We start from the raw sequence: 24,466 nt of genomic DNA on the forward strand, positions 1-24,466 counted from the left end.
TGTGCCGGTCCCGGGCGGGCGGGGACCGCCACCAGCCGCCGGAGCCGGCGTGCCGGGCAGTCAGCCGTCGGACGCGGGGAGGGCGTACAGCCGGGGGAGGTTGACGACGATCGCCTCCTGGGTGCTGCGGGCGATGACGACCACGGCCTCCTCGGCGGGGTCCGGGTTCTCCTCGCGGTGCGGGACGAACGGCGGGACGAAGATGTAGTCGCCGGGGGACGTGACCAGCCGTACTTCCTCGGGGTGTTCGCCCGTGTCGTCGAGGAAGACGAACTCGGGGTGTCCGCTCACCACGTAGATGGCGGTCTCGGACTCCCCGTGGTGGTGGTCGGAGGAGGCCGTCGAGGGCGCCACGTGGGTCTGGCCCATCCAGAGCTTCTCGGAGCCCACGGTCTTCCCGCTGACGGCGGCGAACCTGCGCATGCCGCCGCTCTGGGCCGTGTCGCCGTCCAGGGAACCGGCACGGACGTGGTGCAGGCGGGTGCGCAACGGGGCCGCGGGACGGTCCGGGGCATCGGGAAGGTGCGGGTGGAAGCCCTCACCGGGGGCAGTCAGCGGCTCGCTCATGGCGGGGACGCTAGAGGGGCGCCGGAAAGGATGTCAAGAGGTGTCCTTTGCCGTTCACCTGCGGCAATGTTCCCGCAATGCGGGCCGGAGAGCCGGATGACCCCCTCCCGCGGACGGGGCGTCGGGCATGATGGGCGCATGCATATCTCCGCGAAGGCGGACTACGCCACGCGCGCCCTCCTGGAGCTCGCCTGTGAGCCCTCCCGTCCGCTGACCTGCGAGGCCATCGCCTCCTCGCAGCAGATCCCGTTCCGCTTCCTGAAGTCCGTGGTGGGCGAATTGCGGAAGGCCGGCCTGGTGCGCAGCCAGCGCGGCTGCGAGGGGGGTTACTGGCTCGGCCGGCCCGCCGAGGAGATCACCCTGCTGGACGTGGCGCGCGCCGTGGACGGCGAGCTGATCTCGCTGCGCGGCGAACCGCTGGCCGGGCTGGACTACCCCGGCGCCGCGGTGGGGCTGCCCGGGGTGTGGCAGCGGGTCGAGGCGCAGGCGGCGGCCGTCCTGGGCGGGGCGACGCTGGCCTCGCTGCTGCCCGCCGGCGTCCTCGCGGGGGCGGCCGGCCCGCTCCCCCGCGAAGGTGCCGCGTGACGGGCTCGCGGGGCGGGGCCGGGGCCGGGGCCGAGGCCGCCTCACGGGGCGGCGCCCGGGACGCCTCGCAGCCCGGGGCCGAGGCCGCCCCGCGGGGTGATGCCCGGGACGCCTCGCGGTCCGCGGCCGAGGCCGCCCCGCGGGGTGATGCCCGGGACGCCTCGCAACCAGGGGCCGAGGCCGCTCCGCCGCCCGGGGCGCGGCCGCCGGTGCTCGAAGTCGTCGAGTACACCGACCCGTTGTGCCCCTGGGCCTGGGGATCGGAGCCGGTGTTCCGCCGATTGCGGGCCGCACTGGACGGACAGGCCCGCTGGCGCCGGGTGTTCTGCATCCTCTTCGACGAGGACGAGGAGCCGGCCCCCGACCCGGCGGCGGAGACCGCCTGGTACGCGCGCTACGTCGAGGGGATCACCGCGCACACCCTGGCCCCCCGCGCGGCGCGGCTCAGCCGGGTGGCGGCGAGTTCCTGGCCCGCCTCGCTCGTCGCGAAGGCCGCGGAACGGCAGGGTCCCGAGGTGGCCGACCGGGTGCTGCGCCGGCTGCGCGAGAGCGTCTTCGTGCTCGGCGTGCCGGCGGACACGGCCGCGCTGGCCCTGGCCGCGGTACGGGGCGTGCCCGGCCTGGATCCGGAGCGGCTGGCGGTGGACGCGGGGGGCGCCGAGGTGCTCGGGCAGGTGCGCGCGGACCGCGCGGAGGCACGCCGCCCGGTGGCCGAAGTGCTGTCCGTACGGGGCGGGTCGGCGCATCCCGGTACCGCCAAGGAGACCGACGGGGGGTACCGGTACGCCCTGCCGACGCTGCTGCTGCGCACCTCCGCGGGCCATCGTGCGGTGCCCGGCTGGCGGACGTTCGAGGAGTGTGCGGCGGCCGTGCGGGAGCTGGCCCCGGAGCTGCCGGTGACCGGCGGCAGGCCGTCTCCGGCGCGGGCGCTGGAGCGCTACCGGAGCCTGAGCGACCCGGACCGGCCGATGCTCGCCGGGGGCCCGTGGCCGCCGCCGGGCGCGGTGCGGGTGGAGACCGGGAACGGCCCGCTGTGGCTGCATCCCGGGGAGGCGGTGGTGCATCCGGCCGCCGGCCGCGGGAATCCCGCGGCACCGTGACGGGCCGCCGAAAGGCCTCCGACAGGCGCCGGCAGGCCCCTGAACAGCTACTCGTACCCGTCCCGACGAATGAGACACCAATTGGTGTCCATTGACAGCCCCGGCGACTGCCCCCAGGATGTGGCACATGCTTACGACGCACCCCGGTGTGGTGTGCCGCTACGTGGACCTGCGGCGCACGTCCAGCGCTCTCTGTCGCTGACCGACCAGCCGCCCCCGGCCCACAGGCGCCGGACCGCGCCCGCCAACAGCCGCACCGCCTCCGGTGGTTCCGGTCGGCCGCGCTCCCACTGAGCCGCGCCGCCCACCTGCACCGACCGGGCGGTCCGGCTCCGCGCCCCGCGCTCCGTCGTACCCCTCCCTCCCCTTCCTCCGTCGTACCCCGGGTCCGGTCCCGGCCGCCCTCCGTGACCCTGCCGGCGCACCGCGCCGGCAGCGCGGGGCGGCCCGGCCGCGCCCCGGAGCCTTCGCCTTCCCGTCCGCTGCCCCCGACCGCCGGCGTACCCGCCTCCGGTCGTGTGCGGCACCGGACCACTCCGCATCCCCGCTCCTCCTGCCCTGACCGGGCCTGGACCAAGTCCAAGGAAAAACAGCCATGTCCGCACGCCTCGTGACCCGCAGACCCGGTACGGACCTCCCGCAGGTACGCCGCTCCGGACGGCCGCGCCCCGCCGTGCTCGCCGCCGCCCTCGTCGCCGTACTGACCCCCGCCCTCGGCGCCTGCGCCGGTGACGCCGCATCGGTCGGCGGTGGGGGCGGCGGCAACTCCACGCTGAAGTGGACCTCTTCGTACTTCCCGGCCCACTGGGACCCGGTCGTCTCCGGCAGCGGCGCGCAGTTCCGCGAACTCGCCCTGGTCTACGCCTCCTTGACGCGCACCGACGAGAGCGGCAAGGCCGTGCCGGACCTCGCCGAGAGCTGGCAGTACAACGACAAGGGCGACCAGGTCACCTTCCGCCTGCGCTCCGGACTGAAGTTCAGCGACGGCGAACCGCTCGACGCCACGGCCGTCAAGGCGGCCGTGGAGCGGGCCAAGAAGCAGAAGAACTCCGCGCTCTTCGGGGACCTGACCTCGATCGCGTCGGTGGATGCCAACGGTCTGGACGCCGTCGTCCACCTCACCCAGGTCGACTACCAGATCCCGCAGCTCCTCGGCCAGCGGGTGCTCCAGATCGCCAGCCCCAAGGCGGCCGGCACCCCGGAGAAGCTGGACCAGAACCCGGTCGGCGCGGGACCGTTCACCGTCACCCAGCTGGTGCCGGGCACCAAGGCGGTCCTGAAGAAGAACCCCGCCTACTGGGACGCGAAGAACATCCACATCGACAACGTGGAGCTGACCTCGGCCCCCGACTCCTCCACGGTGGTCTCCGGCCTGCAGACCGGCGTCTACAACTTCGCCGACATCAAGCCCAGTCAGGCGGAAGCGGCCAGGAAGGCCGGTCTGGACGTCTTCGTGCAGCCGGGGTTCAACGCCGCCAACATCAGCCTCAACACCAACAAGGCGCCCTTCGACAACGACAAGGTCGTCGACGCCGTCCGCCACGCGGTCAACCGCCAGGAGTTCGTCGACAAGCTCACCTTCGGCTTCGGCTCGGTGACCAACCAGCCGTTCCCCAAGGGGTACGTGGCCTTCGACCCGGAGTCGGAGAACGCCTACCCCTACGACCCGGCCAAGTCGGTGCAGCTGCTCGCCGAGGCGGGCTACAAGGCGGGCGACCTGAAGCTCAGCCTCGTCATCCCCGCCGAGGACCCGCAGGCGGAGATCGTCCAGTCCCAGCTGGCGAAGGTCGGCATCACCGTCACCATCAAGATCGACAAGAACTGGTCCACCCCCTTCTTCGCCAAGGACCTGACCTTCTCGCTCTACGGGACCACCGGCCGGGACTCCGCGGCGCAGACCCTCACCGCCCACTTCGGCCCCAACGGCCCGCTCAACCTCAGCTCCCCCTACCAGCCCGCCGGCTTCGAGGCGGCGATCGCCAAGGTCCGCCAGACCCCGCTGGATTCGCCCGACTACACCAAGGTCCTGCAGGCGGCGACCCGGGCCGGCCTGGAGAGCAAGGCGCTGGTGTTCACGTACTCCTCACCGAACCTCATCGCCAAGAGCAAGTCCATCTCCGGCCTGCCCAAGAACCCCGCCCACATCGACTGGACCGGCGTCACCATCTCCGGCAGCTGACACCCGTCCACGACAGAGAGGGGGCAACCCCATGGCAACCACCGCGCTCCGCACCGCGGCCGCCCGGCGCCCCGGGGTCGCCGCGGCCAGGGTCCGGCACACGGCGGGCCGGGTCCTGGCCACCCTTGCCCGGTCGGTCGCGATCTTCGTGCCCGTCTTCCTGGTCGCGACCTTCGTGACGTTCTCGCTGCGGTCCATGAGCGGGCTCAGCCCGGCCCGGATCCAGCTCGGCGAGGACGCCACGCCCGAGGCGATCCACCGGCTGGAGGCCCAGTGGGGCCTCGACAAGCCCTTCCTGGTCCAGTACTGGGACTGGTTCGGCGGGGTCCTGCACGGCCGGCTCGGCACCAGCTGGAGCAACGGCGCGGACATCTCCACGCTCATCGGCCTGGGCCTGGGCGTGAGCCTGTCCATCGCGACCTTCGCGCTGCTGATCGGCGTCACCGCCGGGTTCCTCCTCGGCACCGTGGCGGCGCTGCGCCGCACCACGTGGATCGACCGCGCGATCACGGGCTTCGTCACCCTGATCTCGGTGATGCCCGCCTTCGTCGTCGGCATCGTGCTGGTCGCGGTCTTCGCAGTGGGACTGCACCTGTTCCCCTCCGCCGGGTACGTGCCCGCGGACCAGGGGTTCGGTCCCTGGCTCGCCCACATCACCCTCCCGGCGGTGGCGCTGAGCTTCGACGTGGTCGCCGACGTCGCCCGCCAGCTGCGCGGCAGCCTCGTCGCGGCCTACCGGGAGAACTACGTGACGGGCGCGCTGGTCCGGGGGCTGAGCCCGCGCCGGATCTTCTTCGGGCACGTGCTCCGCAACGGCCTCGGACCGGCCCTCGCCACCCTGGGCCTGAAGTTCCCGGCCCTGGTCGGAGCCTCCGTGGTGACGGAGTGGATCTTCGGCCTGCAGGGCTTCGGCCGGTTCGCCAACGACGCCGCCCAGGCCGGCGACGTACCGGCCGTCCAGGGGGTCCTCGTGGTGTCGATCGCCCTGGTCGTCACCTTCAACCTGATCGTCAACCTGGTGCTGGCGCGCGTGACGCCGGCCTCCCAACGGGGGGTGTGACCATGGTGCGCCGCGTTCTCGCACTGCCGTCCGGACGGATCTCCGTCGCCGTACTCGCCCTGATCGGCCTGCTCGCGCTCCTCGGCCCGCTGATCGCCCCGCAGGATCCGCTGGCCACCAGCGACCAGCTGCTCGCGGCCGCCTCGGGCGGCCACTGGCTGGGCACGGACTACCTCGGCCGGGACGTCCTGAGCCGTCTCCTCGACGGCTCCCGCGTCAGCGTGCTCGGCTCGCTCGAAGTCGCGCTGACCGCCCTGGCCGTCGGCGCGCTCCCGGGGATCCTGTCCGTCCACCTCGGCCGGGGCTTCGAGTGGATCACCCTGCAGCTGACCGACACGCTCGTGGCGCTGCCGTTCCTGCTCTTCGCCGTCGCGGTGATCGCCCTGCTCGGCAACGGCCTCACCCAGGCCATGCTCGTCACCGGCACGCTGGTCTCGCCCCTCTTCTACCGGGTGGCCCGCGCGGCCACGCTCGCCGTGGCCCGCTCCCCGTACGTGGAGGCCGCCATCGTCTCCGGCGCCTCGACCGGCTGGGTCGTACGCCACCACGTGTGGGGCAAGGTGCTCCCGCCGATCGCGGTGGCGCTCGCGCAGACCATCGGCGTCGGCTTCATCATCGTCTCCAGCCTGACCTTCCTCGGCATCGGCGTCCAGCCGCCCGCGCCCACCTGGGGCGGCCTGCTCGCCTCGGACCTGAGCTACCTCGGCCAACGCCCCTGGGCCCCCCTCGTACCCGCGCTGCTGGTCATGGTCACCGTCTGGGCGAGCAATCTGCTCGCCGACGCGATCCGCGACGTCTCCGGCGAGGCGGGCCGCGCCCTGGTCAACAACCGCAGGGCCCGCGCCAACCGGCGCGCGAAGCCCGACCCCCTGTCCGTCGGAGGCACGCGATGACGACCCTGTCCCCACAGACCGCTCCCGGACAGCTCCGGAGCACCGGCCGCGACGGTGGAACGCCCGCCCCGGCCACCCCGGCGGCCGCACCGGTCCTCTCCCTGCGCGACGTCCGCATCAGCGATCACGTCACCGGGCGCGAGATCGTCCACGGCGTGAGCTTCGAGCTCACCCCTGGCAGGACGGTCGGCATCGTCGGGGAGTCCGGCAGCGGTATGACCCTCACCTGCCGCGCGGCCCTGGGCATCCTGCCCGCGCACTTCGAGGTCACCGGAGGTTCCGTCGAGATCGCCGGCACCGACATCGCCGGCCTGACGCCCCGGCAGTGGACCTCCCTGCGCGCCACCACCATCAGCGCGGTCTTCCAGGACCCCGCCTCCTACCTCAACCCCTCGATCCGGGTGGGCCCGCAGATCGCCGAGGTCCTGCGGGTCAAGAAGGGGCTGAAACGGCGGGAGGCCCGCCACCGGGCCCTCGAACTGCTGGCGGCCGTGCACCTGCGCGACCCGGAGCTGGTCTACGGCCAGTACACCCACGAGCTCTCCGGCGGCATGCTCCAGCGGGTCCTGATCGCCGCGGCGATCTGCGCGGACCCGCGGATACTGATCGCCGACGAGGCCACCACCGCCCTCGACGTCACCGTCCAGGCCGAGATCCTCGACCTCCTCGCCGACCTGCGCGTGCGCGCGGGCCTCGCCCTCCTGGTCGTCTCCCACGACCTCGCCGTCGTCGCCCAGCTGTGCGACGAGGTCCTCGTCATGCGGCAGGGCGAGGTGGTCGAGCAGGGGCCGACGCGCACGGTGCTCCGGCAGCCCCGGCACGCGTACACCCGGCTGCTCATCGCCGAGCACGAGCAGTACGGCCTCGACAAGTTCCTCGTACCCCAGGAGGCATCGTGACCACCCGGCCCGCACGGGACACGGACACCCCGGCCGGCTCCGCGCGGCGCTCCGGGCCCGTCCTCGAAGTCACCGGGCTCGACGTGCACTACGGCTCGCGCCGCCGTCGCCGCAGCGCCCTGCACGGGGTGTCGCTGAGCGTCGCCCCCGGCGAGACCCTCGGCATCATCGGCGAGACGGGCTCGGGCAAGTCCACCCTGGCCCGCGCGGTGCTGGGACTGGTCCGCGCCTCGGCGGGCTCGATCCTCGTCGGCGGCGAGGAGGTGACCGCGTACAACCGCCGCCAGTGGCGCGCGCTGCGCCGACGCGGCACCGTCCAGTACGTCTTCCAGGACCCGCTGCGCAGTCTCGACCCCGACCTCACCGTCGCGCGGTCCCTGGCCGAACCGCTCCTGATCCAGGGCGTCGCCGCCGGGGAGGCGGCCGAGCGGGTCCGCTCGTTCCTCGCCCGCGTCCACCTCGCGGAGGACCTGCTCGACCGGCTGCCCGGGGAGCTGTCCGGCGGACAGCGCCAGCGCGTCGCGGTGGCCCGCGCCCTGGTCACCGAACCGGAGCTGGTCATCCTCGACGAACCGGTCAGCGCCCTGGACTCCGCCAACCGGGTCCAGGTCCTGGAGATCCTCAAGGAGCTCCGCGCCTCGGGGGTCGCGCTCGTCCTCATCTCCCACGACCTCGGCTCCGTCGCCGGGACCGCCGACCGCATCGCGGTGCTCTACCGGGGCGAGCTCGTCGAAACCGGCGCCACCCGCGACCTCGTCGCCCACCCCCGGCACCCCTACACCCGGCTCCTGCTGGGCTCCGCGCCCACCTTGCACTCCGCGCCTGCCGACCGGGCCGAACGCGAGGCCCTGCGCGGCCTCCTGCACGCCTGAGCCCCCGCCCCCTCGCCACTCCCCCTCGCTACAGACAGGAACAGAGATGTCCCGCACGATCCACCTCGCACTGCACCCGTACGGCGTCGGAGGTCCCGGCCAGCACGGCCTGTGGAAGGACCCGCGCGTCGCGAAGAACGCCAGCATCGACATCAACTACTACATAGCCCAGGCCCAGGCGGCCGAACACGCCCTCTTCGACGCCCTGTTCATCGTCGACAGCCAGTTCATCAACGCCACCTACCCGGCGCACTACCTCAACCGCCTGGAACCGCTCACCCTGTTGTCGGCGGTCGCCACCCACACCCGGCACATCGGGCTGGTCGGCACGGCGAGCTCCACCTACAACTCGCCGTTCAACCTCGCCCGCCGCTTCGCCTCCCTCGACCACATCAGCGCAGGGCGGGCCGGCTGGAACGTCGTCACCAGCTTCGACACCGGCACGTCCAAGAACTTCGGGCTCGACGAGCACCTCGACTACACCACCCGCTACGGCCGCGCCCTGGAGTTCGTCCAGGTCGCCCGGGGGCTGTGGGACTCCTACGAGGACGGTGCGTTCCCCGCCGACCTGGAGCGGGGCGTCTTCCTCGACCCGGCGAAGCTGCACGCGCTGGACCACGAGGGCGAGCACTTCAAGGTGGCCGGACCGCTCAACCTCTCCCGCTCCCCGCAGGGCCAGCCGGTGATCTTCCAGGCCGGGGTCTCCGAGGAGGGCCGCGACCTCGCCGCCCGCGTGGCCGAGGGCATCTACGCGCCGGGCGGTTCGCTCCAGCAGGCGCAGGACTACTACGCCGACATCAAGACGCGCACCGCCGCCTACGGCCGCGACCCCGAGCACATCAAGATCTTCATCCACGGCAGCCCGGTCGTCGCCGCCACCGACGAGGCGGCCCGCCGCCGCGAGCGGGAGATCTTCGAGGAGGACAACGACTTCGACCGCAACCTGGCCCTGCTCGGACGGGCCTTCGGCGCGTACGACTTCAGCGTGCACGACCTCGACGCGCCCTTCCCCGACGTCGCGCACCTCGCCGAGAAGGGCGGCCGCACGGGCGCGGCCAAGCTCATCGAGCGGGCCCGGACCGAGAACCTGACGCTCCGCCAGGTCGGCGAGCTCGTCAACGAGTTCCACCGCTCCCCCTTCGTCGGCGCCCCGGACACCGTCGCCGACACCATCGAGCGGTGGTTCGAGGCCGGCACCTTCGACGGCATCAACCTGGCCTTCCGCACCGGCGACGACCTCGAACTCTTCGTGGACGGAGTCGTCCCCCTGCTGCAGAAGCGCGGCCTGTTCCGCACCGAGTACCAGGCCGACACCCTGCGCGGCAACCTGGGCCTGCCGGTCCCGGGCAACCGCAGCACCCGCGTACCGCAGCTCCTGAACGGCTGAGGGCGGGGCCATGAGCGAATTTCCGGCGACGGGTGGGCGCGACGTCCACACCGTCCGGTTCCCGGTCGCCACCCCGCCCGCCGAGGCCGACGTACTGATCGTCGGCGCGGGCCCCGTCGGCCTGGCCGCGGCCGTGGAACTGACCGCGCACGGCGTCCGGATCGCCGTCGTCGACCGCGCCCGCACCGCGACCCTGGTCCGGGCCGGGGCCATGGGCCACACCGCGCGCACCGTGGAGCACTTCCGGCGCTGGGGCCTGCTCCGGCGCATCCGTGACGCCTGGACCTACCCCCCGGAGTGGAACCGGGGCACCAGGCTGGTCACCTCGCTCGCCGGTCACGAGCTGGTGCCCGCGCCGGGCCCGTCGTTCAAGGGGGCCTTCCCCGGTCCCGGCGGCTCCCGGCCCAGGGCCCAGGAGGCACTGCGCCGGCCCCAGACGGTGCTCCAGCAGGTCTTCCTCGACCATCTCGCGGAGCGCGGGGCGAGCGTCGCCGGGGGCTGGGAACTGCGGGCCCTGCACGAGGACGGCGACGGCGTCCGCGCCGAGCTCGTCGACGTCGACTCGGGCGAGGCCCGCACCGTCCGGGCGGCGTACCTCCTGGGCACCGACGGGGGCTCCAGCACCACCCGCCGGCTGGCCGGCATCGGGCGCGAGGGGGAGCACGCCACCGAGAAGCGGCTGCGTCTGATCGTGCGCACCGGCGACATATCCGAGCGGGTCGGGGCCGCGCCCCACGGCAGCAACATCGTGGTCAACCAGAAGGCGTCCGGGTTCCTGGCCGCGGTGAGCACCCGCGAATGGCGGGTGTACGCCGGGCCGTACCCGCTCGCGTACGAGCCCGCGGAGGCCGAGCTCCTGGACATCGCCCGGGCCGCCTTCGGGTTCGACCCCGACCTCGAACTCGTCTCGGCGACGACCTTCTACCACGCCACCCGGATCGCCGAGTCGTTCCGCCGCGGGCGGATCCTGCTCGCCGGCGACGCCGCGCACGTCCGCACCCCCGGCGGCAACCTCGGCGAGGGCATCGGGGACGTGGTCAACCTCGGCTGGAAACTGGCCGCCGTACTGGCCGGCCAGGCCCCCGAGTCCCTCCTCGACTCCTACGGCGAGGAGCGGCGCCCGCACAACCAACGCGTCGCCGAGCACGCCCTGGAACGCGCGCGGCGCTCGCAGAGCACGCTCGCCGAGATCCGCCGCGGCGGCATCCCCGAGGACGCGGACCGCAGCGGCGAAGCCGTCCGGCGGCGCGCGGAGATCGGCGAACGGCTGCGCCGCGACCACCTCGACGCGGCGGGCGTGGCCTTCGACGAGCGCTACGACGCCTCGTCGGTGATCTGGTACGAGCCGGACCAGCTCGGCTCGGAGCCCCGCTGGCGCGCGGACGTCTACGAGGACGACCCGCGGCCGGGCCACCGCGCTCCCGACGGAGCCATCGACCCGTACGGCAGCACGCTGCACGACCGCGTCGGCGCCTCCTTCGCCCTGCTCGTCCTCACCGCGGACCGCACCGTCGAGCACGCCTTCGTCGCGGAGGCGGCGGCCCGGGCGCTGCCCTTCACGGTGATCCACCTGACCGATCCCGGGGCCCGCGCCGTGTACGGCACCGGCCATGTCCTCGTACGGCCGGACCAGCACGTCGCCTGGCGCGCGGCCGCCCTTCCCGAAGGCGGCGCTGCCGCCGTGCTGGACCACGTACTGGGTCACGGCGCCCCGGACTCCGGGCTCCACCCCGTAGCGCACATCACGACCGCAGGAGTATGAGATGACCTTGAACACCCGGCCCGCCGAGGGCGCAGACGGCACCGACCACACCGATCACGCCGACCACTTCGCCCCCGAGGGCCTGCTCACGCGCGGCACGGTCGTCGTGGTGCCCGGGCGGGGCGAGACCCCGGCGACCTACGCCCGCTTCGGCAGGCGGCTCGCCTCGGACGCCTACCGCGTCCGGGTCCTCGACCTGCCGCGAAGCGGTGACGAGGCCGGAGCCGGCTCCTCCGCCGCCGCGTCGGACGCCTTCGCCGACCGGCTGGCGGAGGCGGTCCGGGGCGCCGCGGGCCCGGACGGCCTGGCCCGGCCGCTCGTCCTGGTGGGGGCCGACGCCGGCGCCGCCGCGGTCGCGGCCCTCCTCGCCCGGGAACCGGGAGAGGAGGCCGTACGGCCGGACGGCGTCGTCCTCGCCGGGCTCCCCGGGTCCACCGCCGCGACGGTGGAGGCCTGGGAGGAGGAGCTCGACGTGCGCACGTCCTGCCCCACCCACCGGGGCGTACTCACCGACGACGCCCTGGTCCGCCGGGGGTCGCTGAGCGACCCGGTGCCGGACGCCCTCCTGGAGGCCGCGTACGAGAGCACCTCGGAGGTGCCGGCGCTGCTCCTCGTCGGGGACGCCGACCCGCTCGCCGACCGCGAGGGTCTCGCCCGCACCGCCAAATCACTGCCCCGGGCCCGGCTGTCGGTGGTCCGCGGCGCCCACCACGACGTCCTCAACGACGTGCAGCACCGGTCCGTGGCGGCCGAGGTCGTCACGTTCCTGGAGGCCCTGCGGGACGGCCTGGTACCGCTGATCGCAGTGGAGTCGAGCGCCTGGTGACGCCGTACGCCGCCCGCCCGTACACGTTCCGCACCACCCGCCGAAGGGAACCGGCATGACCATCTCCACGACATCCGCCCCCCAGCCCGCCGCGGCCTCCGCGCCCGCCGCCCAGCCCGCCGCGCCCGCCTCCGCGCTCTCCGCCGACGAGGTGCTTCGCCGCACCCTGCGCCGCCACGCCGCCGGGGTCACCGTGATCACCGTCCCCGGGCCCGCGGGCTTCACCGCCACCTCCTTCACTTCCGTGTCCCTCCGGCCGCCCCTGGTGGCCTTCTACCTGGGCCAGAGCGCCTCCACCGCGCCCGCCGTGCACGCCGCGGACCGGTTCGCCGTCCATCTCCTCGGCACCGGGAACACGGATCTGGCGCGACAGTTCGCGCGCAGCGGCATCGACCGCTTCGACGGCGTGGCGTGGACCCGGACCGAGGACGGCCTTCCGCTGCTGGACGGGGTTCCCGCCCACCTGACGGCCCGCATCACCCTGCGCCAGCAGATCGGTGACCACCTGCTGGTCGTCGGTGAGGTGGAGTCCGGCTCGGTCGACCAGGACGCGACCGCCCTGGTCCACCACGACGGGGCCTTCGCCGCGGCGCAGCCGCTCCCCGACTCGGCCTCCGGCTGACGGGACCCGCCCGGTCCCGGTCCCGGTCCCGGCGCCGAAGCCCGCACCCGTCCCCCCGGACGGGTGCGGGCTTCGTCACGTCCGGGTGCTCGGCCGCAGTTCGCGTTCCAGGGCGGACAGGGCGAAAGCGTGCGCGGAGGTGTCCTGCCAGCGGGAGCGTCCGAACATCACGTCCTCGGAGAGACCGCTCAGCATGGCCACGGCCCGGACGGTGAACTCGGGAAGGTCCACCTCGGCGAAGACCCCCAGGTCCCGGCCCTCACGGACGATGGCTTCCAGCCGCTCGTCCCAGCCGTCCAGCAGGGCGGTGAGGATCTGCCGGCCCGCCTCGTCGTGGCGCCGGGCCAGTACCTGCGTCCACAGCGCGTAGCGTTCGTCGCCCGGGTGGCGGGGCAGGTAGAAGCGGACGAACAGGTCCAGCTTCTCGGCCGGGGATCCGGCCCGGTCGGCGGCCTCCTGGAGACGGGTCCAGAGGTCCGCCTGGCTCCAGGCGAGGACTTCGAGCAGGAGCCGGTCCTTCTTGCCGAAGTGGTAGAGGATGTGCCCGGTGCTCATCCCGGCCCGTGCGGCGATGTCCGACATCCGCAGGGCCGCCGTGCCCTTCTCGGCGATGACGCTGATGGCCGCCCGCATCGCCCGCGCCCGCGCCTCGTCCCCGCTGGGCTGTCGCTTGCGGTCGGCCGGGGACCGGGCCGCGGAACGGTAGCCGGCCCCGGCGCCGGCCGCATCGGCCCCTGCCCCGGCGCCCGCCGTCCCGTTCTCTGACGTCGACATCGCTCACCTCGGTTCCGGAAGTTTAGATTCTTACTCTAGACTGAAAATCTAGTCAGTGCGGCGAGGAGCGTGACGCCCGTCGGCCGGCCCGACGCACCGGCGCCCCATATGCCCGACCCCGGCCATCCAGGAGAGACCCGTATGACGCGCGGATTCGATGTTGTGGAGACCTCTGTCGCCGACCTGCGCACGGCGCTGGAGAAGGGCGAGACCACCGCCGTCGGCCTGCTCGACGCCTACCTCGCGCGGATCGAGGCGTACGACCGGCCCGGTACGGCCACCGCCCTGAACGCGATGGTCGTGATGAACCCGGACGCCCGTGCCGAAGCGGAGGCCTCCGACGCACGCCGCGCACGCGGCGCCGCGCTCGGCCCGCTGGACGGCATCCCGTACACCGCGAAGGACAGCTACCTCGCGAAGGGCCTGACGGCCGCGTCCGGCTCCCCCGCCTTCGAGCACCTCGTCGCCCAGCGCGACGCCTTCGCCATCGAGCGGCTGCGCGCGGGCGGGGCCGTCCTCATCGGCCTGACCAACATGCCGCCGATGGCGAACGGCGGGATGCAGCGGGGCGTGTACGGCCGCGCGGAAAGCCCGTACAGCGCCGACTGGCTCACCAGCGCCTACGGCTCCGGCTCCTCCAACGGCTCCGGCACCGCGACGGCGGCCTCGTTCGGCGCGTTCGGCCTCGGCGAGGAGACCTGGTCCTCGGGCCGCGCGCCGGCCTCGAACAACGCGCTGTGCGCCTACACGCCCAGCCGCGGCGTGATCTCGGTCCGCGGCAACTGGCCGCTCGTACCGACCATGGACGTCGTCGTCCCGCACACGCGCACCATGGCCGACCTGCTCGAACTGCTCGACGTCGTCGTCGCCGACGACCCCGACACCCGCGGGGACCTGTGGCGCGCACAGCCGTGGGTGGCCCTGCCCTCCGCCTCGCAGGTGCGCCCCGCCTCCTACCCGGCGCTCGCACCGGCCGACGCCGAGGCCGCCCGCGACCTGCTCGCCGGCAAGCGCGTCGGCGTGCCCCGGATGTACATCAACGCCGACCCCGAAGCCGGGACGAACCCCGACGGGGGCATCGGCGGCCAGACCGGGCAGCCCGTCGACACCCGCCCCTCGGTCATCGAGCTGTGGGAAGCCGCCCGCCGCGACCTGGAGGCCGCCGGCGCCGAGGTCGTCGAGGTCGACTTCCCCGTCGTGTCGAACTACGAGTCCGACCGCCCCGGCGCACCCTCGCTGTTCACCCGCGGACTGGTCGGCCGCGAGTTCCTCACCTTCGAGATCGAGGACCTGTCCGCCTGGGCCTGGGACGACTTCCTGCGCGCCAACGGCGACCCGGCCCTCTCCACCCTGGCCGAGGTCGACGCCGGCCGCATCTGGCCCAAGCAGCAGGGCGAACTGCCCGACCGCTACGAGGGCTTCGACGACACCATCGGCGACTACCCGCGCTTCGTGCGCGAGCGCCCGTACGCCTCCCTCGCCGACATGCCGCTCCTCGAAGAGGGGCTGCGCGGGCTCGAGGAGACGCGCCGGGTCGACCTGGAACTGTGGATGGACGGGCTGGGCCTGGACGCGGTGGTCTTCCCCGCCGTCGCGGACGTGGGCCCCGCGGACATGGACGTCCGCGTGGAGTCCGCCGACCTCGGCTGGCGCAACGGCGTCTGGGTGGCGAACGGCAACCTGGTCCCCCGCCACCTCGGCATCCCGACCGTGACCGTGCCCATGGGCACCATGGCGGACACGGGCATGCCCGTCGGCCTGACCTTCGCGGGCCGCGCCCACGACGACAACGCCCTGCTGACCCTGGCCGCGGCCTTCGAAAGCACCGGCACCCGCCGCACGGTGCCGCCGCGCACGCCGCGCCTGTAGGCGGGGTCACCGGCCGGCGTCCGCCCGTCAGGGCCGGCGCCGGCCGCGCCGTTCCTAGTCTCCGGTCGTGCCGTCGAGCAGCTCGCGCAGGATGTCCAGGTGGCCGTTGTGGCGGGCCGTCTCCTCGGTGAGGTGGAGCAGGATCCAGCGCAGGTCGACACGCGGACCCTTGCGCTCACGCCGCGCCTGCTCGTCCAGGCCGTGGCCGGCGACCAGTTCGCGGTACCGGGCGCTCTGCGCGGCGTACTCGTCGAGCAACTGCCCAAGCGGGAAGTCGACGGCGATGCGCATCTCGCGGTCGGGGTCCTCGTCGGTCCAGGGACCCTGGTCCTCCTCGCCGAGGAAGACCACCTGGAACCAGTAGTACTCGACCCAGCGGAGGTGGTTGATCAATCCGCTCACGGTCATCAGCGGCGAGCCCGGCAGGAGCGCCGTGCGGGCGTTCTCCGCGGAGAGGCCCTCGCACTTGGCGCGGGCGGTGTCACGTGCATAGTCGAGGAACGTGGTGAGCTGAGTGCGCTCGTCCCACGCGGGCGGTATGTCGTCTGTTCTTGTCATCGCGCGAAGCCTCCCGGATCACCCCGCCCGGTGTCGAGGCATTTAATGGGTTCCGTACGGGGGAACCGGCGCAGAGTGATGAGGAAGCGATGAGCGAACTGACGAAGCCCGAGGTCGAGCGTCCGCAGGGCGAGGCTCCGGAGGAGCTGACGATCCGGGACCTGGTCGTCGGGGACGGGGCCGAGGCGAAGCCGGGACGGGTCGTACGGGTGCACTACGTCGGGGTGACCTTCGCGTCCGGCAAGGAGTTCGACGCCTCCTGGGACCGGGGCGAGCCGTTCAAGTTCGCCGTGGGCGGCGGCCGGGCCATCAAGGGCTGGGACCGGGGCATCCGGGGGATGAAGGTCGGCGGCCGCCGCGAGATCATCGTTCCCCCGCGCCTGGGCTACGGCAAGCAGTCGCCCTCGCCGTTGATCCCGGCCGGCTCCACGCTCGTCTTCGTGGTCGACCTGCTCTCCGTGGTCTGAGGCCGCCCCGGAGCACGCCATTGCGCCGCTTCCCCGCATGTGCGACGCCCCGTCAGGCCGGGGCAAACGCGCGGCGTACGCTGAGGTCCCGCTACCGCGGGCGCGTAAAAGCGACTTAAGGAAAGGCCGATCGTGCGCACTCCCCTCTCATGGCTCGCCGACAGGTACTCACTCGGAGCGAGAAGCGTCAGAGCGGCGGCACTCGGTTCGGTCGTGGCAAGCATCGCGATCATCGTGACCGGCGGAATCGTCCGTGTCACCGGATCCGGTCTCGGCTGTACCGATTGGCCCATGTGCACGGGAGAGACGCTGGCCCCCACCGCGGAAATGGGGATGCACGGCGCCATCGAATTCGGGAACCGACTCCTCACCGGTGCGCTGTGCGCCGTGGTGGGCTGGGTCATCATTACCGCGCGCCTCCAGGAAAAGCCCATGCCCGCGGTGCTGCGCGGCGGTTGGGCGCAGTTCTGGATCGTCGTGCTCAACGCGGTCGTCGGCGGAGTGACCGTCTGGATGCGGCTGAGCCCGTACATCGTCGCCGCGCACTTCCTCGCCGCCACGCTGCTGCTCACCGCCGCGGTGTTCACCTGGCACGCGGCGTACGCCGATGCCGGCGCCGATGCCGAGGGCGCCACCGACGGTGACGTCACGCCCGCCCCACCCGTCCCTCCCGCGCCGGCGTCCGTCGCGCGGATCCGCTCGCTGTCGGTGGCCCTGGTCGCGGTGACGGGCCTGCTGGTCTTCGTGGGCACGCTCGCCACCGGCTCCGGTCCGCACGCGGGCGACTCCTCCGACGTGACGCGGATGCCCTTCGACTGGACGGCCGTGACGGTCGTGCACGGTGTGCTGGCCGCATCGGTCCTGGTCCTGGCCCTGCTCCTGTTCTCCGCACTGCCCAAGGACGGCTTCGGAGCCGCGCGCCGCAAGGCGGCCGCCTTCCTGGCCGTGCTCCTGGGACAGGGCCTCGTGGGGCTGGTGCAGTCGCTGACGGCCCTGCCGGCCCTGCTCGTGATGCTCCACCTGCTGGGCTCGGCGCTCGTGTGGACCGGGGTGCTCCAAGTGCACTTCACAGTCAAGAGGGCCTGTTCCGGCCATTCGAGTCCGCTCACCGGTGCACCGGTGCCGCGCGCCCGGGGTGCCGCGACCCACGCCTGATCCACCAGGAGACCAGTACATACTCCCCGCTCCCGCTTGTCAGGTTGAACATCAATCGAGCGGAAGGCGGTGACACAAATGAACGACCACGAGGTTGTCGCATACGAGGCGCCCGAAATACCGCCGATCACATCCTCTACACCGACGGCCGCTCCACCTACATCCAGGGGACCGCGTCCGGACTGCGCCAGGTGTTCTACGCCCGGTGCCGGGACGGCTCCCACGCCGCTTCCGACGCGGTCGAACCGCCGGCCCGGGCTCAGCGGGGCCACCCCGCGCATCGAGATGGCCGCCTGGGGCATGCTGCACCCCGGCTTCGACTACGGCCTGACCCGCGGCACTTAGTGGCACGGAGTCCACCGGCTGCCCGCCGACCAGCGGCTGCGCATAACCGCCGACCGGGCCGAGTCCACCACCTGGTGGCATCCCCGGCGCCGGCGCTGCCGCTCGCCGAAGGCGCTCCGAGGGCGCGGGCCGCACTGGAGGAGGCGGTGGCCGTGCGGATCGCCACGGCCGGCGGACTCTCCGCGGACCTGTCGGGCGGCATGGACTCGACCTCCCTGTGCTTCCTCCTGGCACAGCAGGGCGCCTCCTTCCGGTCGTTCGTCGAGCAGTCCTACTTCGGCGACCTCTACGCACAGCGCGGGTTCCGCCCCTCAGGACGGGCCCCACCGCACGGCCAGGGCGGCGATGTCGTCGTCGAGGCGGCCTCTGCTGTAGCGGAGCAGATCGCGGTGGAGGGCCTTGAGGAGATCGCGGGGCGGCGCGGCCGGCTGGCGGCGCATCCAGGTGGTCAGCGGGAAGAACTCGCCGTCGCGGGCGCGGGCTTCGGCGATCCCGTCGGTGTAGAGGAGCAGCACGTCGTCGGGGGCGAAGCCGAAGCTGTCGACGGTGTAGTGGTCACCGATCAGCTCCGCCAGGCTGAGCAGCGGGGACGGAATGGCCGCGTCGAGGATGCGGACCCTCCCGCGGTTCAGGACCAGCGGCGGGGGGTGTCCGCAGTTGAGGATGTCGATGCGGCTGCCCCCGTGCGGGATCTGGACGAGGAGGGCCGTGGCGAAGCGCTCCATCGGCCCCTCGGGGGGAAAGGCGGCGTTGTAGCGGGTGCTGCTGGCGTCCAGTCTGCGGGCGACGTCGACCAGGTCGCCCTCTCCGTAGGCCGCCTCGCGGAAGGCGTTGACGATCGCCGCGGCCGCCCCCACGGCGGGCAGTCCCTTGCCCCGTACATCCCCGATGAGCAGCCTGACCCCGAACGGAGTGTCGACCACCTCGTAGAAGTCCCCGCCGATGCGGGCCTCCGCCGCGGCCGCGAGGTACAGCGCCTCGATCTCGATGGCGCCGAAGCGGCGCGGCATGGGGCTCAGCACCACCTGCTGCGCGGCGTCGGCCACGAGCCTCACCTGGAAGAGGGTGCGCTCCCGCTGGAGCCGGACGTGGCTTCCGTAGGCGGCGGCCACGGTCACCGCGATGATGCCCGAGGCCGTCCACCAGGTCCCCAGATCGGGGAAGACGAGGCTGAGGCCGATCATCAGGAGGAGGCAGACCGTGCCGAGCAGGACGGTGGGGAGCACCGGCCACATGGCCGCGGCGAGGGCCGGCGCCGCGGGCAGGAGGCGGCTGAAGGCCATGTCCGGCGGGGTGGTGTAGGCGAGGCTGGCTATGACGACGGTCAGGAAGACCGGCGACAGCCGCACAAGTCTTCCCTGGCCGCGGCGCCTGCGGAGCCGCGACCGTCCGGACTCGATCACACCTCTCAGGGTATCCGCGCACGGGGGATACAGCGCTCCGGCGAGGGGCGGGCCCCGCCCTGTCGCCCGCCCTCCCGCCTGCCGTGCCGCCCGTCCCCCCGGGCGCGGACGGACTCAGCCGGCGTCGGCAACTCCGCGGTCGGGGGCGCTCATGTCGCCCGTCGCGGGAATGCCGTCGGCAAGCCCGTAGCGCAGGTACACGGTGCCCTTCGGGCTGGCCTCCGGGGGTGCGAGCAGGGTGAGGCTGGTGGGGACCGCGCCGTCGTCGAACACCTTCTTCCCGACCCCGAGCACGATCGGGTGCACCCAGAGGTCGAGGCGGTCGAAGAGCTTCTCGCGCAGCAGGGTCTGCACGAGGTTCAGGCTCCCGACGACCTTCACGTGCTCGTGCCGCTCGCGGATCTCGCGCACCGCTGCGGCGAGGTCCGGGCCCAGCTGCGTGGATCCGGCCCAGGAGAGGTCGGGCTTGCCCCGGGAGGCCACGTACTTCGGGACGCCGTTGAACAGCGCGGCGATCCCCTCGTCCTCGCCGCCCTTCTGGTGGGGCCAGTAGGCGGCGAAGATGTCGTACGTCCGCCGTCCGAGCAGGAGGGCGTCCGTGCCCTCGTACGCGGCGCCGATCTGCTCCCCGGCGACCTCGTCGATCAGGGGCGCCTGCCAGCCGCCGTACGGGAACCCCGCCGGATCCTCGTCGGGGCCGCCGGGCGCCTGCCCGACGAGGTCGAGGGTCGCGAACATCTCGATCTGGATGAGGCCCATGGTCTGCTCCCGGTGAGTCGGTCGTCCGTGTCACAGGGGTAGACCCCCGGACCTCCGCAAACTCATCGCCGCGGCGGAACCTGATCCCCCGGTTCGCCCACAGGGGTGGATCCCCGCGGTCAAAGGGCCCATCGAGGTCCGCGCCTCGGCCGCCCGGCGCACGTCCGGCAGGAAGCTGCTGCCTGCTCTCCCCGGCGCGCCCGGGGTGTCCGTACGCCCATGATCCACTCACACCCCGTTCCGCCCTGGCGGCAATGAGCCCGAGCTGCGATGAGCCCGAGCTGCGATGAGTCCGGGCGTCGCCGCCGGTCTACCCTCCAGACCCCTGGCCCCGAAGGAGCGGCAATGACCGATACGACGATGCTCGACCTCGGACCGCAGGCCCGGATCGTGGCCCGCCTCGCGGAAGGCGTCCCGGACGCCGGGCTCTCCGGCCCGACACCGTGCCCCGACTACACGGTCGGCACCCTGCTGGGCCACCTCACCGGCCTGGCCGCCGCCTTCCGCGACGCCGCCCGCAAGGAACTGGGCCCCACGACGGACACGGCCCCCACCACCGCCCTGCCGGTCCTCCCCGCCGACTGGCGCGCGGAGCTCCCGCGGGTCCTCGGCGAACTGGCCGAGGCCTGGACGGATCCGGCCGCCTGGACCGGCATGACCCGCGCGGGCGGTGTGGACCTGCCGGGCGAGATCGCGGGGCTGGTGGCCGTCAACGAACTGGTCGTCCACGGCTGGGACCTGGCCCGGGCCACCGGCCAGGAGTACGCACCCGACCCGGCCGCGCTGGACACCTCGTACACCTTCCTCGTGGCCGCGACCGGGGAGGAAGGGGGCGCCGGGGACATCTTCGGCCCCGTCGTCCCCGTGCCGGACGGGACCCCGCTGCTGGACCGGGCGGTCGGCCTGAGCGGGCGCGATCCCGGCCGGCGGCCCTGACGCCCGACGGCCCCGGTCACAGCGCTAGGGGGTGTCTTGTCGATCAGGCCGGATCAGGGAGCGGGGGCTGGTGCCGTGCATCGCAAGGCGGAGGAAAGAGTCGACGCGAATGGGGTCTCCCCTGCTCGAGCGAAGCCGAGAGCTTGGGGAAGTCGGCGAGTGACGACAACGCGGCGAGGCGCGGTGCCAGCCCCCGCGAGCCCGGCCTGATCGACAAGACACCCCCTAGCCGTGGCCCGGTGGACGGCCGGGCCTATCGACCGGTTCGGCGGCCGGCGCCACCGGACGGCCCTGCGGCGGGGCCGCCCGGCGCCGCCTCAGGTGAGGGGCTCCGGCGCCGGGACGGGGCCGGGCAGCGGCCCCGGCTGCGGGTGCGGCTCGGGCCCCGGGGCGGGCGGCGGCACGGGATCGGGTCCGGGCTGCGGCGGAGCCGGGGGTACGGGGTCGGGCCCGGGTACCGGTACGGGTCCGGGGAGCGGCCCGGGCTGCGGCCCGGGTCCCGGTCCGGGCACCGGGGTGGGGCTGGGCGGGACGGGATCGTTGGGTGGGGTTCCCATGGCTGCTCCAATCGATCGGGTACGCCGCGCGCCTGCCCACCCCGGCCCGGCTCAATCCCTGCGGGGAGAGCCGGTGCCGGGCGCGGTGGCGGGGGTGGTTCGGTGCTGATTGGCTGGGGGGTACGGCACTCCCCCCGAACCGAGGACCGGTCATGAGCAACGAGAGCCAGCCGAGCCTGCGGGCCCGGCAGATGCGTGACAAGGCCCAGGAACTGGAGCAGGCGGCGCAGCGCGCCGCGGATCCGGCCGAGCGGCAGCGGCTCATCGAGAAGGCCCTGCACATCCGGCGCAAGAGCGAGCAGGAGAACGGGCCCGGCAGCGGAACCATGGACCCCATGTAACCGGTGAATGCAGCCGGGGAATGCAGCCGGAGATGAACCGGTCCGGCGACACCCGTGACGCTGCCACGGTTCCGCGGCGTGTGGTCGGGTAGGCGCGGGGCGTGTCCGGATACGGATGCGCAACCGTGTGAGGAACCACCATGAGCGAGCGCGGGTCACCGGAGCGGACCCGGCGTCTGGTGCTGCACGGCAGCACCGATGTCGTCAGCAGGTGCCGCGACTTCGCCCGCGCCGCGCTGACCGAGTGGCAGTGGCTGCCCGAAGCCGGGAACCACCACGACCAGGGCCTTCACGACGAGGGCCTCGGGGCCGGGATCGCGGACGACGCCCTGCTGGTGGTCTCCGAGATCGTGGCCAACGCCCGACTGCACGGGGGCGGGCCGAGCTCGCTCCTCCTGCGCCGCACCGCCGGGGGGCTGCGCATCGAGGTCACGGACGCGAGTCCGGACGCCCCGTTCCTCCGGCACCCGCCGGACCCGGCGCGGCCCGGGGGCCACGGGCTGGTCATCGTGGACCGGCTGGCCCGCACGTGGGGCTCGGAGCCGGCGGAGGGCGGAAAGTGCGTGTGGGCGGAGCTCGACGCACCGCCCTGGGCCCGGTCCGGCGGACCGTGGGAGGGTGGGGCCATGGGGCCCAGAGCATGAACGCGGTGAGCAAGCCGGAGAGCAAGTCGGAGAGCAAGAACGCGGACGGCGAGAGCACGCGGTCCGCCGCCCGTCTGGTGCTGCTGCGCCACGCCAAGTCCGCCTGGCCCGACGTCGCGGACCGCGAACGGCCGCTGGGCCCCCGCGGGCTGCGGGACGCGCCAGCGGCGGGCCGCTGGCTGCGCGATGCCGGGTGTCTGCCCGCGCTGGTGCTCTGTTCCACCTCCCGGCGGACGCGCGAGACCTGGGCCCTGGCGGCCGCGGAGCTCGGCGCCGCGGTTCCGGTGCGCTTCGACGAACGGGTGTACGCGGCCGAGCCGGAGGAATTGCTGGCGGTGGTGTCCGAAGTCCCCGACGAGGTACGGACGCTGCTGCTCGTCGGGCACAACCCGGGTCTGGAGGAGCTGGCCGTCGGCCTCGCACGGGAGGCCGGGGACGCCGCGGAGGCCGCGGCGATGGAGCGGCTGTCGGCGAAGTTCCCGACCTCCGCGATCGCGGTGCTCACCTGCCCCGGCCCCTGGCGGGAGCTCGCGCCGGGTTCGGCCCGGCTGACCGGCTTCGCCGTCCCCCGGGGCGCCGCCCGCTGACGCGGGCCGCGCTCCCCCGTCAGTCGGCGGACCGGCGCCTGCCGCGCTGGCGTCTCGGGTAGGGCAGGAGCCGCGGCGAGCGTTTGGCGGCCACGTCCTCGATCCAGCCGAAGGTCAGCACCAGCAGGCCGACCAGCGGGATGGCCACCAGGAGCGCGAACCACTGGCTGGTCAGCAGCCATTGGAGGTTCGCGTAGAAGAAGTGGACGCCCCAGAGGAGGTCGATCAGCGGGACGGCGATCACCAGCGCGGTCTGGTGCCACAGGTAGACGCTGACGGCGCGCGCGTTGAGCAGGCTGACCAGGCCGTTCCAGCGTTCGAGCGCCCTGGGCCACTGCTCCCAGGACGGGCTGACGTGGAGCAGGATGGCGACGAAGCCCAGCGACCACAGGGCCTGGGCGATCGGCCAGGACTCGATATCGGTCTGCACGGTCGGGTCGACCGGCCGGGTCCCCAGGTACCAGAGGCCGGCCACCATGAGCAGCGGCGCGATGGACGGCACGACGTACTGCGGGATCCTCTTGAGGATCCCCTCCTGGTGGGCCATGCCGAGGATCCAGCAGGAGCCGAACATGGCGAAGTCGTTGGCGGTCTCCCAGATCCGTCCGTAGATGAAATCCTGGTCGGCGAAGAACTGGTTCATGACGATCAGCACCGCGAGGGGGCTGAACAGCGTCACCCAGGGAAGCCGCCGCAGCGCCCGGAGCATCAGCGGCGAGAACAGGACGAACCACAGGTACGCCCGGAGGTACCAGAGCGGGACGATGATCTGGCTGGCCCAGGTGCTGTCCGTCAGGCCGAAGCCGGGCAGGTCCTCGGAGAACGGCGGAGTGCTCAGCGGCAGGATCCAGAACGCCAGCTTGCCCCACCACCAGGTGGGGTGGCCCTCGGAGTCGGGGCCCCAGCCGTCGATGATCTGCAGCGTGATCATGATCGCGCCGAACAGCCACATCGGCGGCAGCAGACGGCGCAGTCGCCCGCGGATCACGCCGAGGGCGGGGCGGCTGAGCGAGCGGGCCATCAGCGAGCCGGCCAGCGCGAACATCACGCCCATCGACGGGAAGACGAGGGGCAGCCAGAACCAGCCGAAGTTGTGGTAGACCATCACGCGCACGAGGGCCAGCGCGCGCAGCAGGTCGAGGTAGCGGTCGCGGCCGCCCTTGCGCGGGGCCGGCGCCTCGGACTCCGGCTGCTGCTCCGGCTCGGGCGCCGACTGCGGCTCCGGCTCCCAGTCCTGCTCCCACCGCTGTCGCAGGAGTTCGGGGACCCTCAACTGGACGGTGTCCTGATGGCGCCCGAGGTTGGTGTATCCGGTCATG

General features: G+C 73.3%; 24 protein-coding genes and 1 pseudogene. 19 read left to right on the forward strand and 6 right to left on the reverse strand.

The window, feature by feature from the left end; all coding sequences use genetic code 11:
* Positions 1-60: 60 nt before the first annotated feature.
* Positions 61-567 (reverse strand): cupin domain-containing protein, encoded by a 507-nt coding sequence (locus ACIA8F_RS24895; protein WP_399381934.1) that lies wholly within the window; start codon positions 565-567, stop codon positions 61-63.
* A gap of 138 nt (positions 568-705) precedes the next feature.
* On the opposite strand from ACIA8F_RS24895, the gene ACIA8F_RS24900 reads away from it, so the two are divergent.
* From ACIA8F_RS24900 to ACIA8F_RS24950, 11 genes are all read left to right on the forward strand, one after another.
* Positions 706-1,152: an RrF2 family transcriptional regulator gene (locus ACIA8F_RS24900; RefSeq protein ID WP_399381935.1), complete on the forward strand. Its 447-nt coding sequence runs from the start codon at positions 706-708 to the stop codon at positions 1,150-1,152.
* A gap of 209 nt (positions 1,153-1,361) precedes the next feature.
* Complete coding sequence (locus ACIA8F_RS24905; protein WP_399382051.1) at positions 1,362-2,252, forward strand: DsbA family protein; 891 nt, start codon at positions 1,362-1,364, stop codon at positions 2,250-2,252.
* Between the two features lie 595 nt (positions 2,253-2,847).
* Entirely contained in the window at positions 2,848-4,431 is a 1,584-nt protein-coding gene (locus tag ACIA8F_RS24910; protein ID WP_399381937.1) for an ABC transporter substrate-binding protein, read from the forward strand.
* 31 nt (positions 4,432-4,462) lie between these two features.
* Positions 4,463-5,491 (forward strand): ABC transporter permease, encoded by a 1,029-nt coding sequence (locus ACIA8F_RS24915; protein WP_399381939.1) that lies wholly within the window; start codon positions 4,463-4,465, stop codon positions 5,489-5,491.
* Positions 5,492-5,493: 2 nt separating this feature from the next.
* Positions 5,494-6,384, forward strand: coding sequence for an ABC transporter permease (locus ACIA8F_RS24920; protein WP_399381941.1), 891 nt, complete (start codon positions 5,494-5,496; stop codon positions 6,382-6,384).
* Positions 6,381-7,283: an ABC transporter ATP-binding protein gene (locus ACIA8F_RS24925; protein ID WP_399381943.1), complete on the forward strand. Its 903-nt coding sequence runs from the start codon at positions 6,381-6,383 to the stop codon at positions 7,281-7,283. Before ACIA8F_RS24920 ends, ACIA8F_RS24925 begins: the two co-directional genes overlap by 4 nt.
* Positions 7,277-8,155 carry an ABC transporter ATP-binding protein gene (locus ACIA8F_RS24930; protein WP_399382052.1) on the forward strand — a complete coding sequence of 293 codons (879 nt, stop codon included), beginning with the start codon at positions 7,277-7,279 and terminating at the stop codon, positions 8,153-8,155. The genes ACIA8F_RS24925 and ACIA8F_RS24930 overlap by 7 nt, the downstream gene beginning before the upstream one ends.
* 46 nt (positions 8,156-8,201) lie before the next feature.
* Positions 8,202-9,542 (forward strand): NtaA/DmoA family FMN-dependent monooxygenase, encoded by a 1,341-nt coding sequence (locus tag ACIA8F_RS24935; RefSeq protein ID WP_399381945.1) that lies wholly within the window; start codon positions 8,202-8,204, stop codon positions 9,540-9,542.
* A 10-nt stretch (positions 9,543-9,552) separates the two neighbouring features.
* Complete coding sequence (locus ACIA8F_RS24940; RefSeq protein ID WP_399381947.1) at positions 9,553-11,304, forward strand: FAD-dependent monooxygenase; 1,752 nt, start codon at positions 9,553-9,555, stop codon at positions 11,302-11,304.
* Between the two features lies 1 nt (position 11,305).
* Positions 11,306-12,130: an alpha/beta hydrolase gene (locus ACIA8F_RS24945; RefSeq protein WP_399381948.1), complete on the forward strand. Its 825-nt coding sequence runs from the start codon at positions 11,306-11,308 to the stop codon at positions 12,128-12,130.
* A 55-nt stretch (positions 12,131-12,185) separates the two neighbouring features.
* Positions 12,186-12,752, forward strand: coding sequence for a flavin reductase family protein (locus tag ACIA8F_RS24950; protein ID WP_399381950.1), 567 nt, complete (start codon positions 12,186-12,188; stop codon positions 12,750-12,752).
* 75 nt (positions 12,753-12,827) lie between these two features.
* Here the strand turns inward: ACIA8F_RS24950 and ACIA8F_RS24955 are convergent, their stop codons facing one another.
* Positions 12,828-13,526 (reverse strand): TetR/AcrR family transcriptional regulator, encoded by a 699-nt coding sequence (locus tag ACIA8F_RS24955; RefSeq protein ID WP_399381951.1) that lies wholly within the window; start codon positions 13,524-13,526, stop codon positions 12,828-12,830.
* Positions 13,527-13,667: 141 nt separating this feature from the next.
* Here ACIA8F_RS24955 and ACIA8F_RS24960 point away from each other — a divergent pair, with 141 nt between their 5' ends.
* Entirely contained in the window at positions 13,668-15,395 is a 1,728-nt protein-coding gene (locus tag ACIA8F_RS24960) for an amidase (protein WP_399381953.1), read from the forward strand.
* A gap of 54 nt (positions 15,396-15,449) precedes the next feature.
* Here the strand turns inward: ACIA8F_RS24960 and ACIA8F_RS24965 are convergent, their stop codons facing one another.
* Complete coding sequence (locus ACIA8F_RS24965; RefSeq protein ID WP_399381955.1) at positions 15,450-15,953, reverse strand: DinB family protein; 504 nt, start codon at positions 15,951-15,953, stop codon at positions 15,450-15,452.
* A gap of 89 nt (positions 15,954-16,042) precedes the next feature.
* On the opposite strand from ACIA8F_RS24965, the gene ACIA8F_RS24970 reads away from it, so the two are divergent.
* The 3 genes and pseudogenes from ACIA8F_RS24970 to ACIA8F_RS24980 all read left to right on the forward strand — a co-directional run.
* Positions 16,043-16,420, forward strand: a complete 378-nt coding sequence (locus ACIA8F_RS24970; protein WP_399381956.1) for an FKBP-type peptidyl-prolyl cis-trans isomerase — start codon at positions 16,043-16,045, stop codon at positions 16,418-16,420.
* A gap of 132 nt (positions 16,421-16,552) precedes the next feature.
* Entirely contained in the window at positions 16,553-17,575 is a 1,023-nt protein-coding gene (locus tag ACIA8F_RS24975) for a heme A synthase (RefSeq protein WP_399381958.1), read from the forward strand.
* Between the two features lie 419 nt (positions 17,576-17,994).
* Positions 17,995-18,168, forward strand: a pseudogene (locus ACIA8F_RS24980) (asparagine synthase-related protein); the annotation flags it as partial.
* Positions 18,169-18,231: 63 nt separating this feature from the next.
* Here the strand turns inward: ACIA8F_RS24980 and ACIA8F_RS24985 are convergent.
* Positions 18,232-19,323: a PP2C family protein-serine/threonine phosphatase gene (locus tag ACIA8F_RS24985; protein ID WP_399381959.1), complete on the reverse strand. Its 1,092-nt coding sequence runs from the start codon at positions 19,321-19,323 to the stop codon at positions 18,232-18,234.
* Positions 19,324-19,437: 114 nt separating this feature from the next.
* Positions 19,438-20,082 (reverse strand): dihydrofolate reductase family protein, encoded by a 645-nt coding sequence (locus tag ACIA8F_RS24990; RefSeq protein WP_399381960.1) that lies wholly within the window; start codon positions 20,080-20,082, stop codon positions 19,438-19,440.
* A 345-nt stretch (positions 20,083-20,427) separates the two neighbouring features.
* On the opposite strand from ACIA8F_RS24990, the gene ACIA8F_RS24995 reads away from it, so the two are divergent.
* The 4 genes from ACIA8F_RS24995 to ACIA8F_RS25010 all read left to right on the forward strand — a co-directional run bounded on the left by ACIA8F_RS24995 (position 20,428) and on the right by ACIA8F_RS25010 (position 23,147).
* Complete coding sequence (locus tag ACIA8F_RS24995) at positions 20,428-21,018, forward strand: TIGR03086 family metal-binding protein (RefSeq protein ID WP_399381961.1); 591 nt, start codon at positions 20,428-20,430, stop codon at positions 21,016-21,018.
* 709 nt (positions 21,019-21,727) lie between these two features.
* Complete coding sequence (locus tag ACIA8F_RS25000) at positions 21,728-21,916, forward strand: DUF6381 family protein (protein ID WP_399381962.1); 189 nt, start codon at positions 21,728-21,730, stop codon at positions 21,914-21,916.
* 140 nt (positions 21,917-22,056) lie between these two features.
* A complete protein-coding gene (locus ACIA8F_RS25005; protein WP_399381964.1) occupies positions 22,057-22,560 on the forward strand; it encodes an ATP-binding protein in 504 nt (167 codons plus the stop codon).
* Positions 22,557-23,147: a SixA phosphatase family protein gene (locus ACIA8F_RS25010; protein WP_399381966.1), complete on the forward strand. Its 591-nt coding sequence runs from the start codon at positions 22,557-22,559 to the stop codon at positions 23,145-23,147. The genes ACIA8F_RS25005 and ACIA8F_RS25010 overlap by 4 nt, the downstream gene beginning before the upstream one ends.
* A 19-nt stretch (positions 23,148-23,166) precedes the next feature.
* Here the strand turns inward: ACIA8F_RS25010 and ACIA8F_RS25015 are convergent, their stop codons facing one another.
* Positions 23,167-24,465 (reverse strand): acyltransferase family protein, encoded by a 1,299-nt coding sequence (locus tag ACIA8F_RS25015; RefSeq protein WP_399381967.1) that lies wholly within the window; start codon positions 24,463-24,465, stop codon positions 23,167-23,169.
* Between the last annotated feature and the right edge of the window lies 1 nt (position 24,466).

The organism is Streptomyces sp. NPDC051563, from assembly GCF_044454225.1.
Classification (GTDB): Bacteria; Actinomycetota; Actinomycetes; order Streptomycetales; family Streptomycetaceae; genus Streptomyces.